General features: G+C 61.6%; 19 protein-coding genes and 1 tRNA gene. 12 read left to right on the top strand and 8 right to left on the bottom strand.

The window, feature by feature from the left end:
- The first annotated feature begins 61 nt into the window (after positions 1 to 61).
- The gene (locus tag IQ26_RS13280; protein WP_420846396.1) at positions 62 to 328 is read left to right on the top strand and encodes a type II toxin-antitoxin system HicA family toxin; all 267 of its coding nucleotides are present in this window, start codon (positions 62 to 64) and stop codon (positions 326 to 328) included.
- Entirely contained in the window at positions 325 to 693 is a 369-nt protein-coding gene (locus IQ26_RS13275) for a type II toxin-antitoxin system HicB family antitoxin (protein ID WP_145717718.1), read from the top strand. The genes IQ26_RS13280 and IQ26_RS13275 overlap by 4 nt, the downstream gene beginning before the upstream one ends.
- Here the strand turns inward: IQ26_RS13275 and IQ26_RS13270 are convergent.
- From IQ26_RS13270 to IQ26_RS13260, 3 genes are all read right to left on the bottom strand, one after another.
- Positions 690 to 1,853: an isovaleryl-CoA dehydrogenase gene (locus tag IQ26_RS13270; protein WP_145717706.1), complete on the bottom strand. Its 1,164-nt coding sequence runs from the start codon at positions 1,851 to 1,853 to the stop codon at positions 690 to 692. The genes IQ26_RS13275 and IQ26_RS13270 overlap by 4 nt on opposite strands.
- Positions 1,854 to 1,960: 107 nt before the next feature.
- A complete protein-coding gene (locus IQ26_RS13265) occupies positions 1,961 to 2,623 on the bottom strand; it encodes a TetR/AcrR family transcriptional regulator (protein WP_145717695.1) in 663 nt (220 codons plus the stop codon).
- A 198-nt stretch (positions 2,624 to 2,821) separates the two neighbouring features.
- Positions 2,822 to 3,934, bottom strand: a complete 1,113-nt coding sequence (locus IQ26_RS13260; RefSeq protein WP_145717681.1) for a pyridoxal phosphate-dependent aminotransferase — start codon at positions 3,932 to 3,934, stop codon at positions 2,822 to 2,824.
- A gap of 120 nt (positions 3,935 to 4,054) precedes the next feature.
- Between IQ26_RS13260 and IQ26_RS13255 the strand changes: the two genes are divergently transcribed.
- The gene (locus IQ26_RS13255; RefSeq protein ID WP_145717654.1) at positions 4,055 to 5,728 is read left to right on the top strand and encodes a tetratricopeptide repeat-containing sulfotransferase family protein; all 1,674 of its coding nucleotides are present in this window, start codon (positions 4,055 to 4,057) and stop codon (positions 5,726 to 5,728) included.
- Positions 5,729 to 6,135: 407 nt separating this feature from the next.
- On the opposite strand, the gene IQ26_RS13245 is transcribed toward IQ26_RS13255, so the two are convergent.
- Positions 6,136 to 7,305, bottom strand: coding sequence for a porin (locus IQ26_RS13245; protein WP_145717641.1), 1,170 nt, complete (start codon positions 7,303 to 7,305; stop codon positions 6,136 to 6,138).
- A 464-nt stretch (positions 7,306 to 7,769) separates the two neighbouring features.
- On the opposite strand from IQ26_RS13245, the gene IQ26_RS13240 reads away from it, so the two are divergent.
- The 4 genes from IQ26_RS13240 (at position 7,770) to IQ26_RS13225 (ending at position 10,895) form a co-directional block, all read left to right on the top strand.
- Positions 7,770 to 7,860 (top strand) — tRNA-Ser (locus IQ26_RS13240).
- 199 nt (positions 7,861 to 8,059) lie between these two features.
- Entirely contained in the window at positions 8,060 to 8,302 is a 243-nt protein-coding gene (locus tag IQ26_RS13235) for a GIY-YIG nuclease family protein (RefSeq protein ID WP_145717948.1), read from the top strand.
- Between the two features lie 122 nt (positions 8,303 to 8,424).
- The gene (locus IQ26_RS13230; RefSeq protein ID WP_145717631.1) at positions 8,425 to 9,585 is read left to right on the top strand and encodes a porin; all 1,161 of its coding nucleotides are present in this window, start codon (positions 8,425 to 8,427) and stop codon (positions 9,583 to 9,585) included.
- A gap of 245 nt (positions 9,586 to 9,830) precedes the next feature.
- Positions 9,831 to 10,895, top strand: coding sequence for a tyrosine-type recombinase/integrase (locus tag IQ26_RS13225; protein ID WP_208760156.1), 1,065 nt, complete (start codon positions 9,831 to 9,833; stop codon positions 10,893 to 10,895).
- A gap of 62 nt (positions 10,896 to 10,957) precedes the next feature.
- Here IQ26_RS13225 and IQ26_RS13220 read toward each other — a convergent pair whose 3' ends face one another.
- Together IQ26_RS13220 and IQ26_RS13210 are read right to left on the bottom strand one after the other, a co-directional pair.
- On the bottom strand, positions 10,958 to 11,845 hold the full coding sequence (locus IQ26_RS13220) for an alpha/beta fold hydrolase (protein WP_145717624.1): 888 nt from the start codon (positions 11,843 to 11,845) through the stop codon (positions 10,958 to 10,960).
- Between the two features lie 265 nt (positions 11,846 to 12,110).
- On the bottom strand, positions 12,111 to 14,183 hold the full coding sequence (locus tag IQ26_RS13210; RefSeq protein WP_145717944.1) for a lytic transglycosylase domain-containing protein: 2,073 nt from the start codon (positions 14,181 to 14,183) through the stop codon (positions 12,111 to 12,113).
- Between the two features lie 242 nt (positions 14,184 to 14,425).
- On the opposite strand from IQ26_RS13210, the gene dapA reads away from it, so the two are divergent.
- The 3 genes from dapA to IQ26_RS13195 all read left to right on the top strand — a co-directional run bounded on the left by dapA (position 14,426) and on the right by IQ26_RS13195 (position 16,659).
- Positions 14,426 to 15,307, top strand: a complete 882-nt coding sequence (gene dapA / locus IQ26_RS13205) for a 4-hydroxy-tetrahydrodipicolinate synthase (protein ID WP_145717617.1) — start codon at positions 14,426 to 14,428, stop codon at positions 15,305 to 15,307.
- 25 nt (positions 15,308 to 15,332) lie between these two features.
- A complete protein-coding gene (smpB, locus tag IQ26_RS13200) occupies positions 15,333 to 15,812 on the top strand; it encodes an SsrA-binding protein SmpB (protein ID WP_006202221.1) in 480 nt (159 codons plus the stop codon).
- Positions 15,813 to 15,918: 106 nt separating this feature from the next.
- Positions 15,919 to 16,659 (top strand): glycoside hydrolase family 25 protein, encoded by a 741-nt coding sequence (locus IQ26_RS13195; RefSeq protein ID WP_145717610.1) that lies wholly within the window; start codon positions 15,919 to 15,921, stop codon positions 16,657 to 16,659.
- Here the strand turns inward: IQ26_RS13195 and IQ26_RS13190 are convergent.
- Positions 16,628 to 17,305: a uracil-DNA glycosylase gene (locus tag IQ26_RS13190; protein WP_407660240.1), complete on the bottom strand. Its 678-nt coding sequence runs from the start codon at positions 17,303 to 17,305 to the stop codon at positions 16,628 to 16,630. The two genes, IQ26_RS13195 and IQ26_RS13190, sit on opposite strands and share 32 nt — an antisense overlap.
- Positions 17,302 to 17,883, bottom strand: a complete 582-nt coding sequence (locus IQ26_RS13185) for a LabA-like NYN domain-containing protein (RefSeq protein WP_145717603.1) — start codon at positions 17,881 to 17,883, stop codon at positions 17,302 to 17,304. Before IQ26_RS13185 ends, IQ26_RS13190 begins: the two co-directional genes overlap by 4 nt.
- 301 nt (positions 17,884 to 18,184) lie before the next feature.
- Between IQ26_RS13185 and rpoZ the strand changes: the two genes are divergently transcribed.
- Together rpoZ and IQ26_RS13175 are read left to right on the top strand one after the other, a co-directional pair.
- A complete protein-coding gene (rpoZ, locus tag IQ26_RS13180; RefSeq protein ID WP_145717596.1) occupies positions 18,185 to 18,586 on the top strand; it encodes a DNA-directed RNA polymerase subunit omega in 402 nt (133 codons plus the stop codon).
- A gap of 111 nt (positions 18,587 to 18,697) precedes the next feature.
- Positions 18,698 to 20,926 carry a RelA/SpoT family protein gene (locus tag IQ26_RS13175; protein ID WP_145717594.1) on the top strand — a complete coding sequence of 743 codons (2,229 nt, stop codon included), beginning with the start codon at positions 18,698 to 18,700 and terminating at the stop codon, positions 20,924 to 20,926.
- The last annotated feature ends 10 nt before the right edge of the window (positions 20,927 to 20,936 follow it).

The raw sequence follows: 20,936 nt of genomic DNA, 5'->3' as shown, positions 1-20,936 counted from the left end.
CGTCGCGCATGACGTGCGACCGCCAACGGCGAACCCGGCGCTTCCTGCCGGGGCATTTTCCATGGAGGTCATCATGCGCGGAAAACACAGGCAAACATTGGAAGCCATTTTTGCGGACCCAGTGAGTGGCTCGATCAAATGGCGGGATGTCGAGGCGTTGTTGATTGCACTCGGAGCGGAGATGTCCGAGGGAAGCGGTTCTCGAGTCAGGTTCACCATCGCCGGCCAGACATTATTTCTTCATCGTCCGCATCCATCACCCGATACCAAGCGGTGGGCAATCAGGGACATCCGCGAGTTTCTGACAAATGTTGGAATAAGGCCATGAAGCTTTACAAGGGTTATGCTGGATCGATCGAGTTTGATGACGAGGATATGGTGTTCCATGGCCGTGTCCTCGGCATTCGTGACATTGTGACTTTCCAGGCCGAAAGTGCGGACGAGCTGGTGAAATCGTTTCACGACAGCGTCGACGACTATCTTGCCTTTTGCAAGGAGCATGGCACCGAGCCCCAAAAGCCCTACTCCGGCAAGCTCGCTCTGCGTACCACGCCGGAAATTCATGCCTTGTTGGGTAAGGCGGCAGCCAGCGACGGCAAATCCATCAATCAGTGGATTTCGGACACGCTTGCCGAAGTCGCCCGAAAGCGGGTCGACGAAGGTTCGACAAAAGTCCGAACCCGCGCTCACTAGATTCCCTCCGCCATGATTTCCCGCCCGATCAGCCAGCGGCGGATTTCGCTGGTGCCGGCGCCGATCTCGTAGAGCTTGGCGTCGCGCAAAAGCCGGCCGGTTGGATAGTCGTTGATGTAGCCGTTGCCGCCCAGCAACTGGATGGCGTCGAGCGCCATCTGCGTCGCCTTCTCGGCGGCAAACAGCACGCAGCCGGCGGCGTCCTTGCGCGTGGTCTGGCCGCGGTCGCAAGCGGCCGCGACGGCATAGACGTAGGCACGCGCCGCACTCATCACCGTATACATGTCGGCCAGCTTGCCCTGCACCAGCTGGAACTCGCCGATCGGCTGGCCGAACTGCTTGCGCTCATGCACATAGGGGACCGTCACATCGAGGCACGCCGCCATCAGCCCGATCGGGCCGCCGGCAAGCACGGTGCGCTCGTAGTCGAGACCAGACATCAGCACCTCGACGCCGCGCCCTTCCTCGTGCAGCACATTGTCGAACGGCACTTCGACATTCTCGAACACCAGCTCGCCGGTATTGGAGCCGCGCATGCCAAGTTTGTCGAGCTTCTGCGCCACTGAAAAGCCAGCAAAAGCTTTCTCGACAATGAAGGCGGTGATGCCGCGCGAATGGAGCTCCGGATCGGTCTTGGCATAGACGACCAGCGTCTCGGCGTCCGGCCCGTTGGTGATCCACATCTTGGTGCCGTTGAGCACATAGCGGTCGTTGCGCTTTTCGGCGCGCAGCCGAAGCGACACGACGTCAGAGCCAGCGCCGGATTCCGACATGGCCAGCGCGCCGACCTTTTCGCCCGAGCACAGCGCAGGCAGATATTTTTCCTTCTGCGCGGGCGTCGCCCAGCGATTGATCTGGTTGACGCAGAGGTTGGAGTGGGCGCCGTAGGAAAGGCCGACCGAGGCCGAGGCACGCGAAATCTCCTCCATCGCGACGACATGGGCGAGATAGCCCATGCCGGTGCCGCCGAAATCCGGATCGGCGGTGATGCCGAGCAGGCCGAGGGCACCGAGTTCGGCCCACAGATACGCCGGAAATTCATTCGAGCGGTCGATCTCGGCGGCGATCGGCGCGATCTTGTCCTGGGCGAAGCGCCGCACAAGGTCACGCAGCGCCTCGATGTCTTCATCAAGCCCGAAATTGAGCGTGTGCGTGTACATGCCGTTTCCTCCCGCCGCATGATTCCGAACCGAAGGTTCGCATCAGCGAATATCGAACTCGCTCTTTGCTGCGCTGACCCTCGGTCCGCCGAGGATCATTCGCGAAATCAAAATGCCGCAGCGTCCTTGGTGCGTCCAAAGGGACGCGCGGCGCTGTAGGTCGTTGTCACGCCATGGGCCTTTGCCCCAACCAGGCGCATTGTCATTGAAAGATATGTGGCGGTTACCTCGGAGATCGATAGCCGCTCGCCTGGCCGGAACCAGACGATGACGCCGGTCATCATCTGGATCAGCGCCATGGCGGTGAGGCCGGTATCGTCGACACTGAAGACGCCCACTTCCGAGCCGTCGCGCAGGATGGCGCGCAGCTCCTTTTCATAGGCCGTGCGCTGCTTGAGGATCTGCGTCAGGCGGTCATGCGACAGGCTTCGCAGCTCCATGTTCGAGACATGGGTGGAATGGCGGCGCTCGATGTGGAAGGCGATGTGGTTTTCGACATAGGCGGCAAGCCGCGTCGCCGGATCGGCCGCGGCGGGGCGCGCCGCGTCCCACGCCTCGATCAGCCCTTCCATGTGCTCGCGCATCAGCGTGAACAGGAGGTCTTCCTTGGTCGGAAAATAGCGGTAGAGCGCGGCGGCCTGGACGCCGACCTCGGCGGCCAGCTGGCGCATCGACATCGCCTCGTAGCCGAGACGCGCGATCAGGTTGACCGCCGCCTCGCGGACCGCTGCCTCGGTCTTTTCTCCGTCGGAACCGGTTGTGCGCGCCATGGTCACCTCATCGAGAAGCGCAATAATAAAACGAACGTTCAATTAATTCAAGATGCCGGAGCTTTCGGGCGCCTTGGATGTCACTTCAGCTTTCGCCAATCTCTAACGTTGAAGAAAAGCGCGGCTATTGGAGCTACCAACGCTTGCGCGGAGATGTCCGGCAGGACAGAGGGGGGGAGAAACGCGGCTTTGCGATCCTCAGTTCCCCCGTGCCGCCGCCAGCGCGCCGGGCAGTTCCTCGGCAAGGATGTCGAGCTCGTGGTCGAGGCCGACGCTGACCCTGATGCAGCGGTCGAGCACCGGCACCATCGGCTTGCGGATGAACACATCGCGCGCCAAAAGCGCCTGCAGCACCTTCAGCGCGAAGGCGCCGTCGCCGCCGCAGTCTATGGTGACGAAATTGGTTGCCGAGGGCAGCGGCTTCAGCCCATTGGCCTCGGCTATTTCAGCGATGCGCCGGCGGCCGGCGGCGACCCGCGTCACCACGCTTTGGAGATAGTCCTGATCGGCCAGCGCCTCGACGCTGGCGATCTGCGCCATGCGGCTGACGCCGTAATGGTTGCGGATCTTCTCGAAATCGCGGATCACCTGAGCCTCGGCCACCGCATAACCGCAGCGTATGCCGGCCAGCCCGTAGGCCTTCGAGAAGGTGCGCATGCGGATGACATTCGGCCGCGAGATATCGATCGGCGGCAGCGCCGAGGCCGGCCCCAGCTCGCCATAGGCTTCGTCGAGCACCAGCATGGTGGTTTCCGGCAAGGCTTCGATGAAGCGAATGAGCTCGGCCGCCTCCCACCAGCTTCCCATCGGATTGTCGGGGTTGGACAGATAGACCAGCGGCGCATTTTCCTTACGCACCGCGGCCAACAGGCCGTCCAGGTTTTCCCGGTCGTTCTCGTAAGCGACCGTGACCAGCCGGCCGCCGACGCCGGCAATATGGAAATTGAAGGTCGGATAGGCACCGAGCGAGGTGACCACCGCGTCATCAGGCGCCACATACATGCGTGCCACCAGGCTGAGCAGCCCGTCTATGCCTTCGCCGACCACCACGTTTTCGGCGCTCACGCCCAGATGCGCGGCGACAGCCACCTTCAAATCGTGATTGTCGGGGTCGCAATACATCCACATGTCGCGGGCGACGCCGGCCATGCGGGCGATGACGCGCGGCGAGGGGCCGAAACTGCTCTCATTGGCGCCGATGCGGGCGCGAAACGCGCGGCAGCGATCACGCTCCTGCGCCTCCGGGCCGACAAACGGCACCGTCGAGGGAAGCGCACCGATGATCGGCGTGAGGGGAGGGCGCTGGCGCATGGCAAAGGCTCGTTCGAAAAGGGCCTTCTTGCTAGCGCGGCACAGTTGGTCGCGCAAGCTCCCGCCTTGGCTGCAACCAGCATGCTGGATTCCTTCGGCTCTTTTTGCTAGCGAGAGACCATGAACAATCGACTCCCACCTGCCTGGTCCAAGCACCTCAAACCCGCACCCGCGCCGAAAGCGAAGGTGCCGATACTGAAGCCGATGGTGAATCAAGGAAACGCTCAATCGCGTGCGCAGGCCGACGACGCGCTGCTGAAACAGGCATATGTCCTTCAGCAGGCAAAGCGGCTCGACGAGGCACAGGACTTATGCCTTCGGGTTCTGGCGCGCACGCCGAACCATCCGCTCGCGTTGTACATCCTGGGGACCTTATATCTGGGTTATGATAATGAGATGGCCTTGCGATATTTCGCACGGGCGGTCGGCGAGGAACCTAAAAATCCCTACTACCACCTCAGCCTGGGCGAGGCCTATCTCAAGGTCAGCGAATATACGCCAGCAATCAAGCATATGCAGTATGCCTTGGAACTGCAGCCCGGCCTTGTCGAAGCACTTTGTGCATTGGCGCGCGCTTATATTGCGTTCGACAAACCCGACATGGCATTGCCGCTTTACGAGAAGGCGCTGAAAATCAACCGCGACCATCCCAAGGCTCGAGCGGGGCTGGCCAGCGCGCTCAGCGGCTTGGGGCGCATGGATGAAGCCGCCGTCTACCTGAAAGAAGCGATCGAACGTCGCATCGAGGTGCCGACCGCCTACAACGACTTTGTACAGACGCGAAAGTTCACCGAAGAGCCCGGGGAACTCCAATCCATCCTTCGTGAACTCGCCAGCCCGAAGCTCGATCCAGCCGGCGCGCAGCAACTCCATCAAGCCGCCGGCAAGGTGCTGAACGACCTCAGACGTTATGATGAGGCATTCGACCATTTCAATAAGGCGAAACAGGCGTCCGGCTACAAGTTCGATATCGACTTGTATCGTCGCTGGATCGACTCGATGATTGAAACCTTCACGCCGGACTTTCTGGCTGCCAGAACCGGCTATGGAAATCCTTCTGAAGTGCCTGTGTTCGTGGTTGGCATGCCCCGCTCGGGGACGACGCTCACGGAACAGATCTGCGCCAGCCATCCCGATGTTCATGGGGCAGGGGAGCTTGCCAAACTAAGGCGGGTCGCGAATGCGATCGGCCTCAAAACCTCATCGGCCGGAGATTTGAGCCGGCCAATCATGTCGATCACGGAAGACCTGTCCAGAACGCTGGCCGAAGAGCATCTGTCCTATTTGCGGGAGCGGGCGCCTGCCGCGCTTCGCGTCGTGGACAAGATGCCACACAATTTTGAAATGATTGGCCTTATCGGCCTTCTCTTTCCCAACGCGCGCATCATTCATTGCCGTCGTGACGCCATCGACAATTGCGTCTCTTGCTTTGTCCTCAACTTCAGCGAGGGACACAGCTACAACACCGACCTGAAAACACTAGGCCTGTATTATCGCGAATATGACCGCCTGATGCGGCATTGGAACAAGGTTTTTCCGGGCCTAATCTTCGAAAATCGCTATGAAACGCTGGTCGAGGACCAGGAAGCGCAGTCGCGCCGCCTCATAGATTATATTGGGCTGCCTTGGGATGACGCCTGCCTGCGCTTTTTCGACAGGGGCGGTTCGGTCAATACGCCCAGTCGCTGGCAGGTTCGTCAACCGATTTACAAATCGTCCGTCAAGCGCTGGAAGAATTATGAAAACGAAATTCAGCCGCTGATACAGTCGCTGGGCGACCTCGCAGAGATTTGACTTGAGGTCGGCGGTCCACATTGCGTGGACCGCGAGATTCTAGATCGTATAGGCTTCCTGCCAGCCGACCTTCAGCCGCCAAATCCCAGCATCTGCGATTAGCTGTGCCTTCGTTAGCCGGAATGCAGCGGCTGGAATAATAGCGCTCTGTAGCGATCCTTCGCGCCCCCCTCTGTCCTGCCGGACATCTCCCCCACAAGTGGGGAGATTGGCCGTCGTCGCTGCTTTCGCCAAATCTCCAACGTTGAAGAGAAGGTGCGGTCAGTGCAGCCGCCAATCTCCACCCTTGTGGGGGAGATGTCCGGCAGGACAGAGGGGGGCGCTGTCCCGCCTGCATCAAAAATGGTCCTAGACACAAAAAACCCGGCGGTTGCCCGCCGGGTTCGAGTTCAGTCAGACGCTGCTGATTAGAACGAGCGCTGGAAGCGAAGGAGACCGCCGAAGCTGTCCTCGTCGTCCGCACCGGTCCAGTTGGGTTCGAGCGGGTCGAACTCTCCGACGTGGACGTAGTCGACTTCGGCCGTGATCGTCATGCCGGGAACGATGTCGTAGGCGATGTTGGCAGCGACGCCGAGGTTTTCGCCTTCGTCATACGAGATCTGGGTGTTGAACGAGGTCTTCTCGTTGATGGTGTAGGTGCCACCGCCCCAGACCGCCCAGTTGCCTTCCCACAGCTTGTACATGCCGCGGCCGCCTGCCGAGAAAACGTAGCTTGGGTCCGTGTAGTTGTCGTCGGTGCCATAGCCGGCCATGATGAACAGCGACAGGTTCTCCATCGGCGTGACGTCAAGGCGAACCTTGCCGGCAACTTCTTCGTAATTGCTGTCGTAGGCAATGACGCCGGTGATCGCGCCCCAGCCCTGCGTCCACTTCAGACCGCCGACGACATGCGGAACGTAGCTGTCGATCGTGAAGTCGCCATAGCCTTCTTCGAGCGAGACGACGGCGGAGAAGCCGTTGCCGGCGTCGAAGTAGTACTGGACCACGTTGGTGTCGAAGCCGCCGTAGGGAACCAGCGTATCCTGGATGACGTTGCCGGCATAGCCGATGAACGTATCGAAGGCCGATTCGTCCTTACCGACGCGGAGACCACCGAGCTGGATCCAGGCGAAGTTCAGCGAAGCGCCGCTGTTGCCAGCGTTGTTGGGGACGAGGACCGTGTACCCATCATCGTCGACGTAACTGCCGGCGTGGGCGTTGGCGTTGTTGAAGTTGAACCGGGTCTCGGTGTAGGTCTTCAAGGTGCCGAGTTCGGTTTCCTGGCCGGTCCAGGTCTTCAGCGTGAAACGCGCACGCTTCCGATAGGTGTCGTTCTCGTCGCCGTCCTCTTTGTCCCAGTTCGTCGCACCGTCGAACGAGCCGACGTCACCGACGCCGATGTCGTAGCGGATGTAGCCGCCGATGCGCAGGCAGGTTTCGGTGCCGGGGATGTAGAAGTAGCCAGCGCCGTAGACGTCGCAGATGCGGACGTATTCAGCGGGCTCCGGCTCGGCAACGACGACGGCGTCGGCGGCGTGCGCACCGGAAACTGCGACCAGTGCCGCAGCTGAGCCGAGAAGAAGGCTCTTGATGTTCATTTTCTGACCTCCAGTCAAAAGTTAAAAAACGGGTCTGGGTATTCTTTGCTGAAGGACAGCGTTCCCTGCCCCATCCCCACTACCGAAAAAGATGCGCACCGCGCCGCTCCTTCGAATTCGACATTACCCATGAGGCGGCGGCGTTCAACCACCATCGTACCGGCAAAAGGTCTGTGCGGGTGCTATCCCCAAGTGTTGTTGCACAAATGACACGATTTGGCCTCACTCGGAAAGCTCCCATTAACCATCGGCCGCTGGAAGCCCTTGGGCGAGCCCTTGCAAACCGGCCGATTCCGGCGATTGCCTGCCGGAATCGCGACCATGTATCGAGTCGCCGGCCAAGGGATTGCCGCAGTTCCGTCGCATGGCGAAAAAGCGGCGCTTCGGCGGAAATCGGTTTTTTCAATGATAATGGCGCGGGCTTGTTGCTTGTGGCCGCGCTTTTCTTTATCCACCGGCGAAACGGAGAGGTGGCCGAGTGGTCGAAGGCGCTCCCCTGCTAAGGGAGTAGAGGTCAAAAGCTTCTCGTGGGTTCGAATCCCATCCTCTCCGCCATCCTGCTTCGCGCTGCGCGCTTCGCAGGACAAGCCCAACCTTCTGCGCGAAGCAGGATGCCCTCCGAAGCCTCGGCGAAGGAGGGCCGCAAACCCTTGAAAACTAAGGTTGGCAGTCCCCTTTCCGCTAACAGCATACACACGGGACTTGTCCTGCGAAGCCCGTACCGCGAAGCAGGATGGCGAAGGAGGGCCGATTCGTGTGGTATGTGTATCTTCTGGAAAGCAGGGCTGCTGAAGGTGAGCGCTATATCGGCGTGACTTCAGACCTGAAACGACGGATTGCCGACCATAATGCCGGAAAATCCAGCCACACATCCAAGTTCCTGCCGTGGCGAATCGTGACCTATATGGCCTTCTCAAGCCAGGCCAAGGCGACTTCATTCGAGCGGTATCTCAAATCCGGTTCGGGGCACGCTTTCGCCAACAAGCGTCTGTGGTGAACTTTTTTTGCGATCACGAAAATCGGCGATTTCCATAGAAATTACGCAATAACAATTACTTACCGCAAAAGTACACCTCGCCGAGTCCGCTGCTTCGTTCGATTCTGACTGGAGGTCAGAAAATGAACATCAAGAGCCTTCTTCTCGGCTCAGCTGCGGCACTGGTCGCAGTTTCCGGTGCGCACGCCGCCGACGCCGTCGTCGTTGCCGAGCCGGAGCCCGCTGAATACGTCAGGATCTGCGACGTCTACGGCGCTGGCTACTTCTACATCCCCGGCACCGAAACCTGCCTGCGCATCGGCGGCTACATCCGCTACGACATCGGCGTCGGCGACGTCGGCGCGTTCACCGGTGCTGAGTCCGGCGACCACGAGGACGGTGGCGTGAACGACACCTACCGCAAGCGTGCCCGCTTCACGTTTAGGACCTGGACCGGCCAGGAAACCGAACTCGGCACCTTGAAGACCTACACCGAGACCCGCTTCAATTTCAACAACAGCAACAGCCACGCCGAGCTTGATCACTATGACCCAGTAACTGGGGATCCGGTCTTCAGCCTCAACCCCGCTGGCAACAGCGGCGCTTCGCTGAACTTCGCCTGGATCCAGCTCGGTGGTCTCCGCGTCGGTAAGGACGAATCGGCCTTCGATACGTTCATCGGCTACGCCGGCAGCGTCATTATGGATACGCTGGTTCCCTACGGTGGTTTCGACACCAACGTCATCCAGTACTACTTCGACGCTGGCAACGGCTTCTCGGCCGTGGTCTCGCTCGAGCAAGGTTATGGCGACTTCACGATCGACAGCTATGTTCCGCATGTCGTCGGCGGCGTGAAGTGGACGCAGGGCTGGGGCGCTATCACCGGCGTCATTGCCTACGACAGCAACTACGAAGAAGTTTCCGGCAAGGTTCGCCTGGATGTGACCGTCAACGACGCACTGTCGCTGTTCATCATGGGCGGCTATGGCACGGACGACAATCTCACGGACCCGACCTGGGCATACCCCGCTGGCGGTCGCGGCATGTACAAGCTGTGGGGCGGCAACTGGGCACTCTGGGGTGGTGGCACCTACCAGTTCAACGAGAAGACCTCGTTCAACACCCAGCTTTCCTATGATGACGACGAGAACTTCGCCGTCGCGGCGAACATCGCCTACGACGTCGTCCCCGGCCTCACGATCACGGCCGAAGTCGACTACGTCAACGTCGGCGATTCAGACTGGACCGACGCACGTGACGACGACGCCATCGGCGGCATCCTCCGCTTCCAGCGCTCGTTCTAAAGGCTGGACTTAATACAAGTGAAATTCAGCCCGGGCGCATAAATGCCCGGGCTGTTTTTGTTTCGTGACTGGAACAGGGTCAAACAGAAGGAACAGGGGGTAACGGTAGCTGAATAGGGTCCGTGGGACGATTTCGTGGGATCCGTTGATGGCGGATGAAATCACAACTGCGTGATCAAAAACTCTTGAAAGGGCGCTTCCAAGCGGATAGGTCTTGATCCATCCACTCGGGGGTGTGGCGAATTATGACGAACGAAGCGATTCAAGAGGATGAGCCCTCTGATCATTTTTCGGTTTTTTCTTCTCAAATTTCCAAGATAAAATACAGTTACAATAAGATACGGGAAGTAAAGTCGTACAGGGTTGGAGAGCTTTTTTCAGCATACCGGGACATACTTTGGGATGATGGGCGGCATAAATACAATGTCAGCTCCTTCATCGGCGAGATAGACGAGATTCTCCTCGGGGAGCGTTTCAGCGCCTTCGACCAAAGCACTCTGGACAACCTTATCGGCACCTTGCGCCAGCGCGGCAACAGCAACGCAACCATCAACCGGAAGATGGCTGCCCTCAGCAAACTGCTGCGCAAGGCTCACAAGATGGGAGATATCCACAGCCTGCCCGAGTTCCGCCGCCAGAAGGAGCGGGCGGGGCGGATTCGCTTCCTTGAGAGGGACGAAGAGGCCAGGCTGTTCGCCGCCATAAGGAAGCGCAGCGAGGACGCCTACCGGCTTTCGGTCTTTCTTGTCGACACGGGTTGCCGCCTGGGCGAGGCGCTTGGCTTGATCTGGAACGATATCCAGGAGCATCGCGTCAGTTTCTGGATCACCAAATCCGGCCGCAGCCGCACCATTCCGATGACCGAGCGGGTAAAAGAGGTGATCAAGCTGCCGCCCACCGAAGGCCGTCGGCCCAAGGGTCCGTTCACCAAGCTGAGCCAGGCGCAGTTCCGCGCCATCTGGAACGACGCGAAAGCCGAAATCGGCCTTGGCGCCGACGATCAGGTGGTGCCGCATATCTTGCGCCACACCTGCGCTTCGCGTCTCGTCCAGGGCGGCATCGACATCAGGCGTGTGCAGATGTGGCTTGGCCACCAGACGCTTTCGATGACGATGCGTTACGCGCATCTTGCCACCAATGACCTCGATGGCTGCGTCACTGTGCTGGAAACGCCTCGCGGCGGGGCCGCTGGGGGTGCCGAAAGCTCTGTGTTTTCGTCCCCATTGACGACGCCTTCCGCATCGCCGAGCGAGCATAAGGCGGAGCCTGCAGCCGCAAAGGCACCGAGGAAAAGCTCGAAAGCCAAGTAATCTCAGGCCATTTCTATACTGCTGTAACCACCCCAGGACCGATCAGGTCTTGGGGTTTTACTTTATTTGAACTTGAGTTCTGCCTGATTCAAAAAAGCGGCAATGGCGCCGGGCAGGCCGCCGGTCTCGAGAAATGGGGCATGGCCCTGGCCCTCGACCGTGATCGTCTCGATATGGGGATGACGCTTTCGCATCTGTTCGAGCGTTTCGGCGGACAGCAGCTTCGAGTTGGCGCCGCGTATGGCGAGCAACGGGATGGCCGCCAGCGCCTCGAACTGCGGCCACAGGTCTGGCAGTGGCTGGGTGACGTCGAGACCCGCCAGCGTATCGACCAGCGTCGGGTCGAAATCCGGCATCAGTCCTTCATCCGTCTCGCGGTAAAGGGCCGATACCATCCGCTCCCAATCCGCCCCGGCGAGCGCTGGGAAGTCGCTGCCATGCGCGCCGCGCTGGGCACTGAGCGCCTCGACATGGGTTTTCGGCATCGGCGCGCGCTCGAGATAGGAGCGGATATGGGCAAGGCCGCCGGCCTCGACCACCGGGCCGATGTCGTTGAGCACGATAGCCCTCAGGATGGCCGGCCGCATCGCGCCGAGCACATGGATGATCAGCCCGCCGCGCGACGTGCCGACGAACGCCGCGTCCTCGATCCCCAGCGCCGCCAGCCCGGCGAGGATATCGCCGGCTTCGACGCCGACATTGTAGTGGCTGATATCGGGATCGTAAGCGGACTGCCCGCGCCCGCGATAGTCGAAGGCGACGATTTTTCTCGCCGCCCGCGTCGACAGATAAAGCGCCAGTTCGTGAAAATCTTGGGCATTGCGGGTCAGGCCAGGCAGGCAGACGACCGGCCAGTGGCCGGAATTCGCTTCGCCGTAGATGCGGGCGTGGAGTTTCAGCCCGTCCGGCGAGGCGTAGAAGAAGTCGGAGAAATCATCGTCGTTCGGCATGTGGACTCTGTTCCTCTGGATTGTGCTGATTGCTACAGGCGAGATGTCGGAGGGAGGCGCCCCCCTCTGTCCTGCCGGACATCTCCCCCACGAGGGGGAAGATCGGCAGTTTCGCTGACGGCGCTTCTTCTGCAACGTTAACGTTGAAGATTAGCGAAAACGAAGATGACAGCTAATCTCCCCCCAAGTGGGGGAGATGTCCGGCAGGACAGAGGGGGGCGCGAAGGATCGCCAGCCTGTGGCTGTCCGGCTCAATGCCCTCCCGTCACCTCCGCCCGTTCACCAAATCTCCTACAATGTCGTACTTGCCGGAAATACGCATCTTGTAGACTTCGTAATTCTCCATCACGCGCTGGACGTAACTTCTTGTTTCCGTGTAGGGAATCCGCTCGATCCAGTCGACGACGGCGTCGATGTCCTTGCCGCGCGGGTCGCCATACCTAGCCACCCACTGGGCGGCGCGGTTGGGGCCGGCATTGTAGCCGGCGAAGGTCAGCACATAGGAGCCATTGAAGCGGCCGAGCTGCTCGCCGAGGAAGGCGGCGCCCAGCGTCGCATTGTAGCCGGCGTCGGTGGTCAGCCGCGCCTGCGAGAAGGTCATTCCGGCCTTCTTCGCCAATTGCCTGGCGGTCCCCGGCATCAGCTGCAGCAGCCCTCGCGCGCCGGCGCCGGAGACGGCGCCGATGTTGAACTCGCTTTCCTGGCGGGCGATCGCATAGGCCAGCGCCTTGCCCGAACCGGAGATGTCGGCGGTGTCGGGAATGACACCGAGCGGATGCGACAGCGCGCCGACATCGATGCCGCGCGCGCCGGCGATCTTGCCGACTTTCAGCGCCAGGAAATGATTGCCCTGCTTTTCCGCCATCGCGGCGAGCAGCGCCAGCTCTCCCGGACTGGTCAACTGTCCGGCGAGGTCGCGGTAAAGCGTGTCGGCATAGCGCTCATAGCCCGCCTCCTGCAGCCGCTTGATGGCACTGACCGCTTCGCGATTGGCGAAATTCCGTCGATCGGCGGCGCTCGGCTGCGGATAGGCGATGTTGAGGATCCGCCGTCCGACGCGCTCGCCAGCGAGCTGGCCGTAGAAGGTCGTGCCGTAACCGGCGGCACGGGTGAAATGATCCTTCGCACTGCCGGGACCGCCGGCTTCGGCCGCGCGGCCGAGCCAGTAATAGGCGCGCGACAGCGACATCGGCCCCTGGGCGAGATCGGCGATCCGCGCGAAATGCCTGGCGGCGGTGTTCGGGTCGTTGAGGCCGCGCAGCGCGTACCAGCCGGCATGGAACTCCGCATCCGCCGCGTTGGCGGCACTTTCGGCGGCGTGCGCTGCGACGATTCTGTAGGCGGTTTTCATGTCGCCCTGATCGACCAGTTCGCGCGACAGCACCCGGCGCTCGGCCCACCACGCGTCCGGATCGACCAGCGCGTTGCGGTCGCTCGGCGCCTTCATCATCATTGCGGCGGCGTCGGAGAACTTCTTCTGCTTGCGCAGATATTCGGCTTGCGCGAAGATATAACCGGCCGGACGCTGCGCCGCCGGCACCGCCTTCAGCAGTTTGGCAGCCTTCTTGTCGCCTTTGGATACCGCCGCCCAGGCGTCGGCCAGTTGCTGGGCACCGGCGAGGCCGGCGACGCGCAGCGCGGAATTGACCCGGTCGGCATAGAACATGCGCTCCATGCGCAAACGGTGGTCGGCTGCCGGGATCAGCTTGCCGAATTCCTGGATGATCGCCGCTTCGTCCTTGGCCTCCAGCTTTTCGGTGCGCCAGAAAGGCGACAGCACGGAGCGCGCCGCCTTGACGTTGCCCTGCGACACATAGGAGCGGGCGAGGATCACCACGCCCTCGACTGTCAGCGGCTGGCTGCCGCCGAATGCCTGCACCACGATGTCAGGCGCGGGGTTCTCGCGGTAGAGCGCTCGCTCGCTGTTCTTGCGCAAGGCGATCATGCCCGGCCAGTTCGGCAGCATTTTCGCAGCATCGGCAATGTCGCCGCTGGGCACCTTGTCGCCGCCATGGAGCGCGATCGCCCAGGCAAGGATGTGCTGGTCGAGCGATTTGACCGGCAGGATCTCGCGCACTTGACGTGCACCGGCAATATCGTTTGCCGCCAGCGCATCGAGGCCGCTCTTCAGCTTGACGACGCTGGCGGATGGAGAGCCGCCTGGATCCTGCCGGCCATTGTCTTTTTGGCCATTATTCTGCAGGCCATTATTCTGCAGGTTTGGCATCGGGATGGCCGACGTGACCTGCGCATCGACAGTCCCGGCGGCCAGAATGCTGGGCGTCAACAGGAGGATTGCGCCAAGCAGCGCGAAAAAATGAGGCTGCCTGGTCGGCATCGTCTTCATCATTTCCCTGTCTTACACATTATCAACAGGCACAGATCAACTGAAGCTAGTCGGCGGTGATGAAGGGCCCGTAAACAAAGGACTACCAGGGTCGTTCAAATTGCGCTTGCTGGCACTACCGCCATGCTTGCCGCGCAACAGTGTCGAGACTATGGTGCGCGGCTTCGCTTTCGGCTAGAAGGCGCGCACGACAGATACCCAAGAACCAGAGAAGTCCCAAGGAGTTGGACGACATGCTGAGAGGCTCGCTTACCGCGCTCGTGACACCGTTCGAACAGAGCGGGCGTTTCGACGAGAAAGCCTTTCGCGCCTTCATCGCCTGGCAGATCGCCGAAGGCACGACGGGCGTGGTTCCGGTCGGCACCACCGGCGAGTCGCCGACGCTGTCGCACGACGAGCACCGCCAAGTCGTCAAGGTGTGCATCGAGGTGGCCAAGGGCAGGGTTCCGGTCGTCGCCGGCGCCGGCTCCAACAACACCGAAGAGGCGGTCGGCCTGGTCCAGTATGCCGAGAAGGCGGGCGCCGATGCCGCCCTTGTCGTCACGCCGTACTACAACAGGCCGACGCAGCGCGGCCTCTACGCGCATTTCGCCGCTGTCGCCAAGGCGACGAGCCTGCCGATCATCATATACAACATTCCGCCGCGCTCGGTGGTCGACATGACGCCCGAGACGATGGGCCGGCTGCGCCAAGACTTCAAGAACATCGTCGGCGTCAAGGATGCCACCGGCAAGGTCGAGCGGGTTTCCGAGCAGCGCGCCACCTGCGGCAAGGATTTCATCCAGCTTTCGGGCGAGGACGCCTCGGCGCTCGGCTTCAACGCCCATGGCGGCGTCGGCTGCATCTCGGTGACGTCCAATGTCGCGCCGCTACTGTGCGCCGAATTCCAGGAGGCGACGCTTTCCGGCGACAGCGCCAAGGCACTGGACTTGCAGGACCGCCTGTTGCCGCTGCACAAGGCGATCTTCGTCGAGCCCGGCGTGTCCGGCGCGAAATATGCGTTGTCGAAGCTCGGCAAGGTCGAGAACGTGTTGCGTTCGCCGCTGATGACGGTCGAACCGTCGACCGCCGAGAAGATCGATGCGGCGATGAAGCACGCCGGCTTGATTAATTAGGGATGAGGCGCCACCTCTCCGCATCATGAATCAAGTCAGAAAAGCCGATCCCAACAACAAGACCGTTGCGGAAAACCGCAAGGCGCGGTTTTCCTATGAGGTGCTCGACACGATCGAGGCCGGCCTGGTGCTGACCGGCACAGAGGTGAAGTCGCTGCGCCAGGGCCAGGCCAACATCCAGGACAGCTACGCCTCGGTCGAGGGCGGCGAGATCTGGCTGATCAACTCCTATCTGCCGGAATATCTCCAGGCCAACCGCTTCAACCACGAGCCGCGCCGGCGCCGCAAACTCCTGCTCAACAAGCGCGAGATGGCGAAGCTGTCGCAGAGCGTCGACCGCGAAGGCATGACGCTGGTGCCGCTGAAAATCTATTTCAATGACCAGGGACGCGCCAAGCTGCTGCTTGCCGTCGGCCGCGGCAAGAAACTGCACGACAAGCGCGAGACCGAAAAGCAGCGCGACTGGTCGCGCGAGAAGGGCCGGCTGCTGAAGGAGCGTGGGTGAGGAGCGGTCCGCGAAGCGGACGAAAAGCCAAACGATTGGCTTTTCGAGCGACGAACGCCCGGAGCCATAGCGGCGGACAGGGCGGCTCAACAGGGATAGGCCTCTCTTGAACAACCGGATCGTCCTGTGGGGTGCGGCCAGCCTGATCCTGGCGTGCCTCGTCGCGGTCGGCTTCTATTTCTATCTCCAAACGTTTTCTCCGGACCGCGGCAAATATCCGGTCAGGGGCATCGACGTTTCCCATCATCAGCGGCAGATCGACTGGCGGCGTGTTGCCGCCGATGATGTCGCCTTCGCCGTCATCAAGGCAACCGAGGGCGGCGACCATGTCGACGATGCCTTCGACGCCAATCTGCGCGAGGCGCGTGCGGCTGGTCTGGCGGTCGGTGCCTATCATTTCTTCACTTTCTGCAGGCCCGGCGCCGATCAGGCGAAGAACTTCATCTCCATCGTGCCGCGCGATCAACCTCTGCTGCCGCCGGTGGTGGACATCGAATTCGTCGGCAATTGTCCGCGGCGGCCATCGCCCGAAGAATTGAATGTCGAACTCTCGGCTTTCCTGGGCCCTGTCGAGGCAGCCTTCGGCAAGACGGCGATCCTCTATGTGACCAACGGGGCCGCGCAGGCCTATGCCGGCCAGATCGCTGGCCGCCCGCGCTGGGTTCGTTCGCTGGCGCTGCAGCCAAGTCATGACGACTGGATTTATTGGCAGTACCACGACAGAGGCCGCGTCGACGGCATCAGCGGCGATGTCGACCTGAACGTTCTTCAGGGCGGGCAGGAGAAATTGGCGGAGCTGTTTGCGCCGCCTGAATCTAATTCCCCAGAAACGCCGCTATCTCGCTGAACACATTGACGAACATCGCTTCCGTCAGCACGCCGGTATTGGTGTTGTAGCGCGAGCAATGATAGCTGGAGAACAGCGTGATGCCGTTGGCTTGCTGCTGCCCGCCGTGCCGGAAGGGATAGGCGGCAACGCGCCCACCCAGCGCCCGCACGGTCGACTGGTGCGCGATCGAGCCCAGTGCCAGCACGGCGCGCAGGTTTTTGAACCGCGCGATCGTCGGTACCAGGAACGTCCGGCAGGTGGCAATCTCTGCGCCGACCGGCTTGTTCTCCGGCGGCACGCAGCGCACCGCATTGGTGATCGCCGTGCCGACAAGCTCCAGCCCGTCGTCAGGCATGGCCTTGAACTGGCCGCGCGCCATGCCGTGCGCGATCAGCGTGTTGTAGAGCAGGTCGCCGGCGAAGTCGCCGGTGAAGGGACGTCCGGTGCGGTTCGCCCCGCGCAGGCCGGGCGCCAGCCCAACGATCAGCAGCTTGACGGCATCCTCGCCCTCTGGCGGCAGGAAGGTTGGCACCGGCGCGTTGAACCAGGATGGTTCGCGCTGCCGCCACTCAGCGATAAAGTCGCGCAGCCGCGGGCAGAGCGGGCAGTCGCGATCGGGCTCGGGAGAGGCGACCAAGGGCGCGGTCAAGACCGCCGCCGTCAATAGTCGTCCTCGTCGACTTCGGCCGGCTCGGGCCGGCGCGCCGGCCGCTCGGACGGGTCGCGGCCGACCTCGTTCTTCAGCGTCATCAAGTCGATGAAATGGTCGGCCTGGCGGCGCAGATCATCGGAGATCATCGGCGGCTGCGAGGCCATGGTGGAGACGATCGAGACCTTGCGCCCGCGCCGCTGCAGCGCCTCGACCAGCGTGCGGAAATCTCCGTCGCCGGAAAAGATGACATAATGGTCGACGACATCGGCGAGTTCCAGCGCATCGACGGTCAGTTCGATGTCCATATTGCCCTTGATCTTGCGGCGGCCAGTCGAATCGGTGAACTCCTTGGCCGGCTTGGTCACCACCTTGAAGCCATTATAGTCGAGCCAGTCGATCAGCGGCCGGATCGAGGAGTATTCCTGATCCTCGACCAGCGCCGTGTAGTAGTAAGCGCGAAGCAGGTAGCCGCGCTTCTGGAAGCTCGACAAAAGCTTGCGGTAGTCGATGTCGAAGCCGAGCGCGCGCGACGTGGCGTAGAGATTGGCGCCGTCGATGAAAAGGGCGATTTTTTCCCGTGGGTCGAACATGGAAATATCCTTTTTTGAAATAAGCGGTCGTCTAAATGCGCAGGATCTATCGGCCGGCCTCGCAATAATGCTGCCCGGCCCTTTATCATTCGAGATAGCGCCAGTTTTGCGGCAATCCAAGGGTGTGATGCTGCACTGCAAGCAATTGTGATCGTCGCAGGCAGGGCGCGTGCCGATCCGGCGTTGGCTCGGTATTCTCCCGGTCCAGGTCTGCTACGCCATGAAGCTTGTATTTTGACGGCGTTCGGGTTATGGACCGCGCCTGTTTTCCGTCAAATCCAGGCATGAAAGGGGCAAACTCATGGCCCGCGTAACCGTTGAAGATTGCATCGACAAGGTCGACAACCGCTTCGAGCTGGTGCTTCTGGCCGGCCACCGCGCCCGTCAGATCAGTCAGGGCGCGCAGATCACCGTTCCTCGTGACAACGACAAGAACCCGGTCATCGCGCTGCGTGAGATCGCCGAGGAGACATTGTCGCCCGACGACCTCAAGGAAGATCTGATCCACTCGCTGCAGAAGCATGTCGAGGTCGACGAGCCCGAGGCCGACGGCGAGGCGATCGCCGACCAGAGCGGTGCCGCCGCTGCGACAACCGACGCCGACGACGCCGAGGGCAACATCGCCTTCGACCGCATGACCGAAGAAGACCTGCTGGCCGGCATCGAAGGTCTGGTGCCGCCCGAGAAAAGCGACGATTATTGATCTTTGCGACGGCTGCCGACACTTTCGCGTTGGCAGTTTCGTGGCTATCTATGACATGCGCCGTACGCCAGTGCGGCGCATGATTCATTTCAGCTTTGCGAGATCCCGCCCATGATGCGTCAGTATGAGCTTGTCGAGCGCGTCCAGCGCTACAAGCCTGACGTCAACGAGGCGTTGCTCAACAAGGCCTATGTCTACGCCATGCAGAAGCATGGCCACCAGAAGCGCGCCTCCGGCGATCCCTATTTCTCGCATCCGCTCGAAGTCGCCGCCATCCTCACCGAAATGCACATGGACGAGGCGACCATCGCGGTTGCCCTGTTGCACGACACGATCGAGGACACCACGGCGACCAGGGCGGAGATCGACGAGCTGTTCGGTCCGGAAATGGGCAAGCTGGTCGAAGGCCTGACCAAGCTGAAGAAACTCGACCTCGTCTCCAAGAAGGCCGAGCAGGCGGAAAACCTGCGCAAGCTCTTGTTGGCGATCTCGGAAGACGTTCGCGTGCTTTTGGTCAAGCTTGCCGACCGCCTGCATAACATGCGCACCCTCGACCATGTGCCCGAAGCCAAGCGCCTGCGCATCGCCGAGGAAACGATGGATATCTATGCGCCGCTGGCCGGGCGCATGGGCATGCAAGGCATGCGCGAGGAACTCGAGGAGATCGCCTTCCGCTTCATCAATCCGGAAGCCCACCGCGCCGTCACCGCACGGCTCGCCGAAATCTTCGAGCGCAACAAGGGCGTGCTGTCCGAGATCGAGAAGGCACTGTCCACGCTGTTCGACAAATATGCGATCAAGGCCGAGGTCAAGAGCCGCCAGAAGAAGCCGTGGTCGGTGTTCCGCAAGATGGAGGCCAAGGCGCTGTCCTTCGAGCAGCTGTCCGACATTTTCGGCTTTCGCGTCGTCGTCGACACCGTCGAGGACTGCTACAGGGCGCTCGGCGCCATCCACACGACATGGTCGATGGTGCCCGGCCGTTTCAAGGACTACATCTCGACGCCGAAGCAGAACGACTACCGTTCGATCCACACCACCATCGTCGGGCCGTCGCGCCAGCGCATTGAGTTGCAGATACGCACCTACCAGATGAACAAGATCGCCGAATATGGCGTTGCCGCGCATTCGATCTACAAGGACGCCGGCGGCAAGGTAAATGGCACCGCCCACGCGATCTCGAAGGAGACCAACGCCTATGCTTGGCTGCGGCGCACCATCGAGCAGCTTGCCGAAGGCGACAATCCGGAGGACTTCCTCGAAAACACCAAGCTGGAACTGTTCCAGGACCAGGTGTTCTGCTTCACGCCCAAGGGCATGCTGATCGCGCTGCCGCGCGGCGCCACGCCGATCGACTTCGCCTACGCGGTGCACACCGATGTCGGCGACACCTGCGTCGGCGCCAAGGTCAACGGCCGCATCATGCCGCTGATGACCGAGCTGAAGAATGGCGACGAGGTCGAGATCATCCGCTCCAAGGCGCAGGTGCCGCCGGCGGCCTGGGAATCGGTCGTCGTCACCGGCAAGGCGCGCTCGGCGATCCGCCGCGCCACGAAGAATGCCATCCGCAAGCAATATTCGGGTCTCGGCATACGCATACTGGAACGCGCCTTCGAGCGCTCCGGCAAGACTTTTACCAAGGAAAGCCTGAAGTCGGTGCTGCACCGGCTGGCGCGCAAGGACGTCGAGGATGTGCTGGCTTCGGTCGGCCGCGGCGAACTTGCCTCCGCCGATGTCATGAAGGCGGTATTTCCGGACTACAAGGACGAGCGCGTCACGCTGGCCGCGCCCAAGCAGCGTGAGGAAGGCTGGTCGAAAATCCGCAACGCCGCCGGCATGCTGTTCCAGATCCCGGGCCGCGCGGTACGCAAGGACAAGGACCAGCCGAAGGACGGCGCCGTGCCGATCCGCGGCGTCCGCGGCGACCTGCCGGTGCGCTTCGCGCCGGAGGGTGCTGTGCCCGGCGACCGCATCGTCGGCATCGTGCAGCCGGGAACAGGCATCACCATCTATCCCATCCAGTCGCCGGCGCTGCAGGCTTTCGATGACCAGCCCGAACGCTGGATCGACGTGCGCTGGGACCTAGACGAGCGCACCAAGGAGCGGTTTCCGGCGCGGGTCTCGGTCACGGCCATCAACGCGCCGGGCTCGCTGGCCGACATCGCCCAGGTCGTTGCATCCAACGACGCCAACATCCATACATTGTCGATGGTGCGCACGGCGCCCGATTTCACCGAAATGCTGATCGATCTCGAAGTCTGGGATCTGAAGCACCTGAACCGGCTGCTGTCGCAGCTCAAGGACAATTCGAGCGTCAGCGATGCGCGGCGCGTGAACGGCTAAAATCACGAGC

It is taken from the genome of Mesorhizobium tianshanense (assembly GCF_007830515.1).
GTDB classification, from domain to species: Bacteria; Pseudomonadota; Alphaproteobacteria; order Rhizobiales; family Rhizobiaceae; genus Mesorhizobium; species Mesorhizobium tianshanense.
The sequence above is the reverse complement of the archived record's forward strand: the minus strand, read 5'-3'. Positions and strand labels throughout refer to the sequence as shown.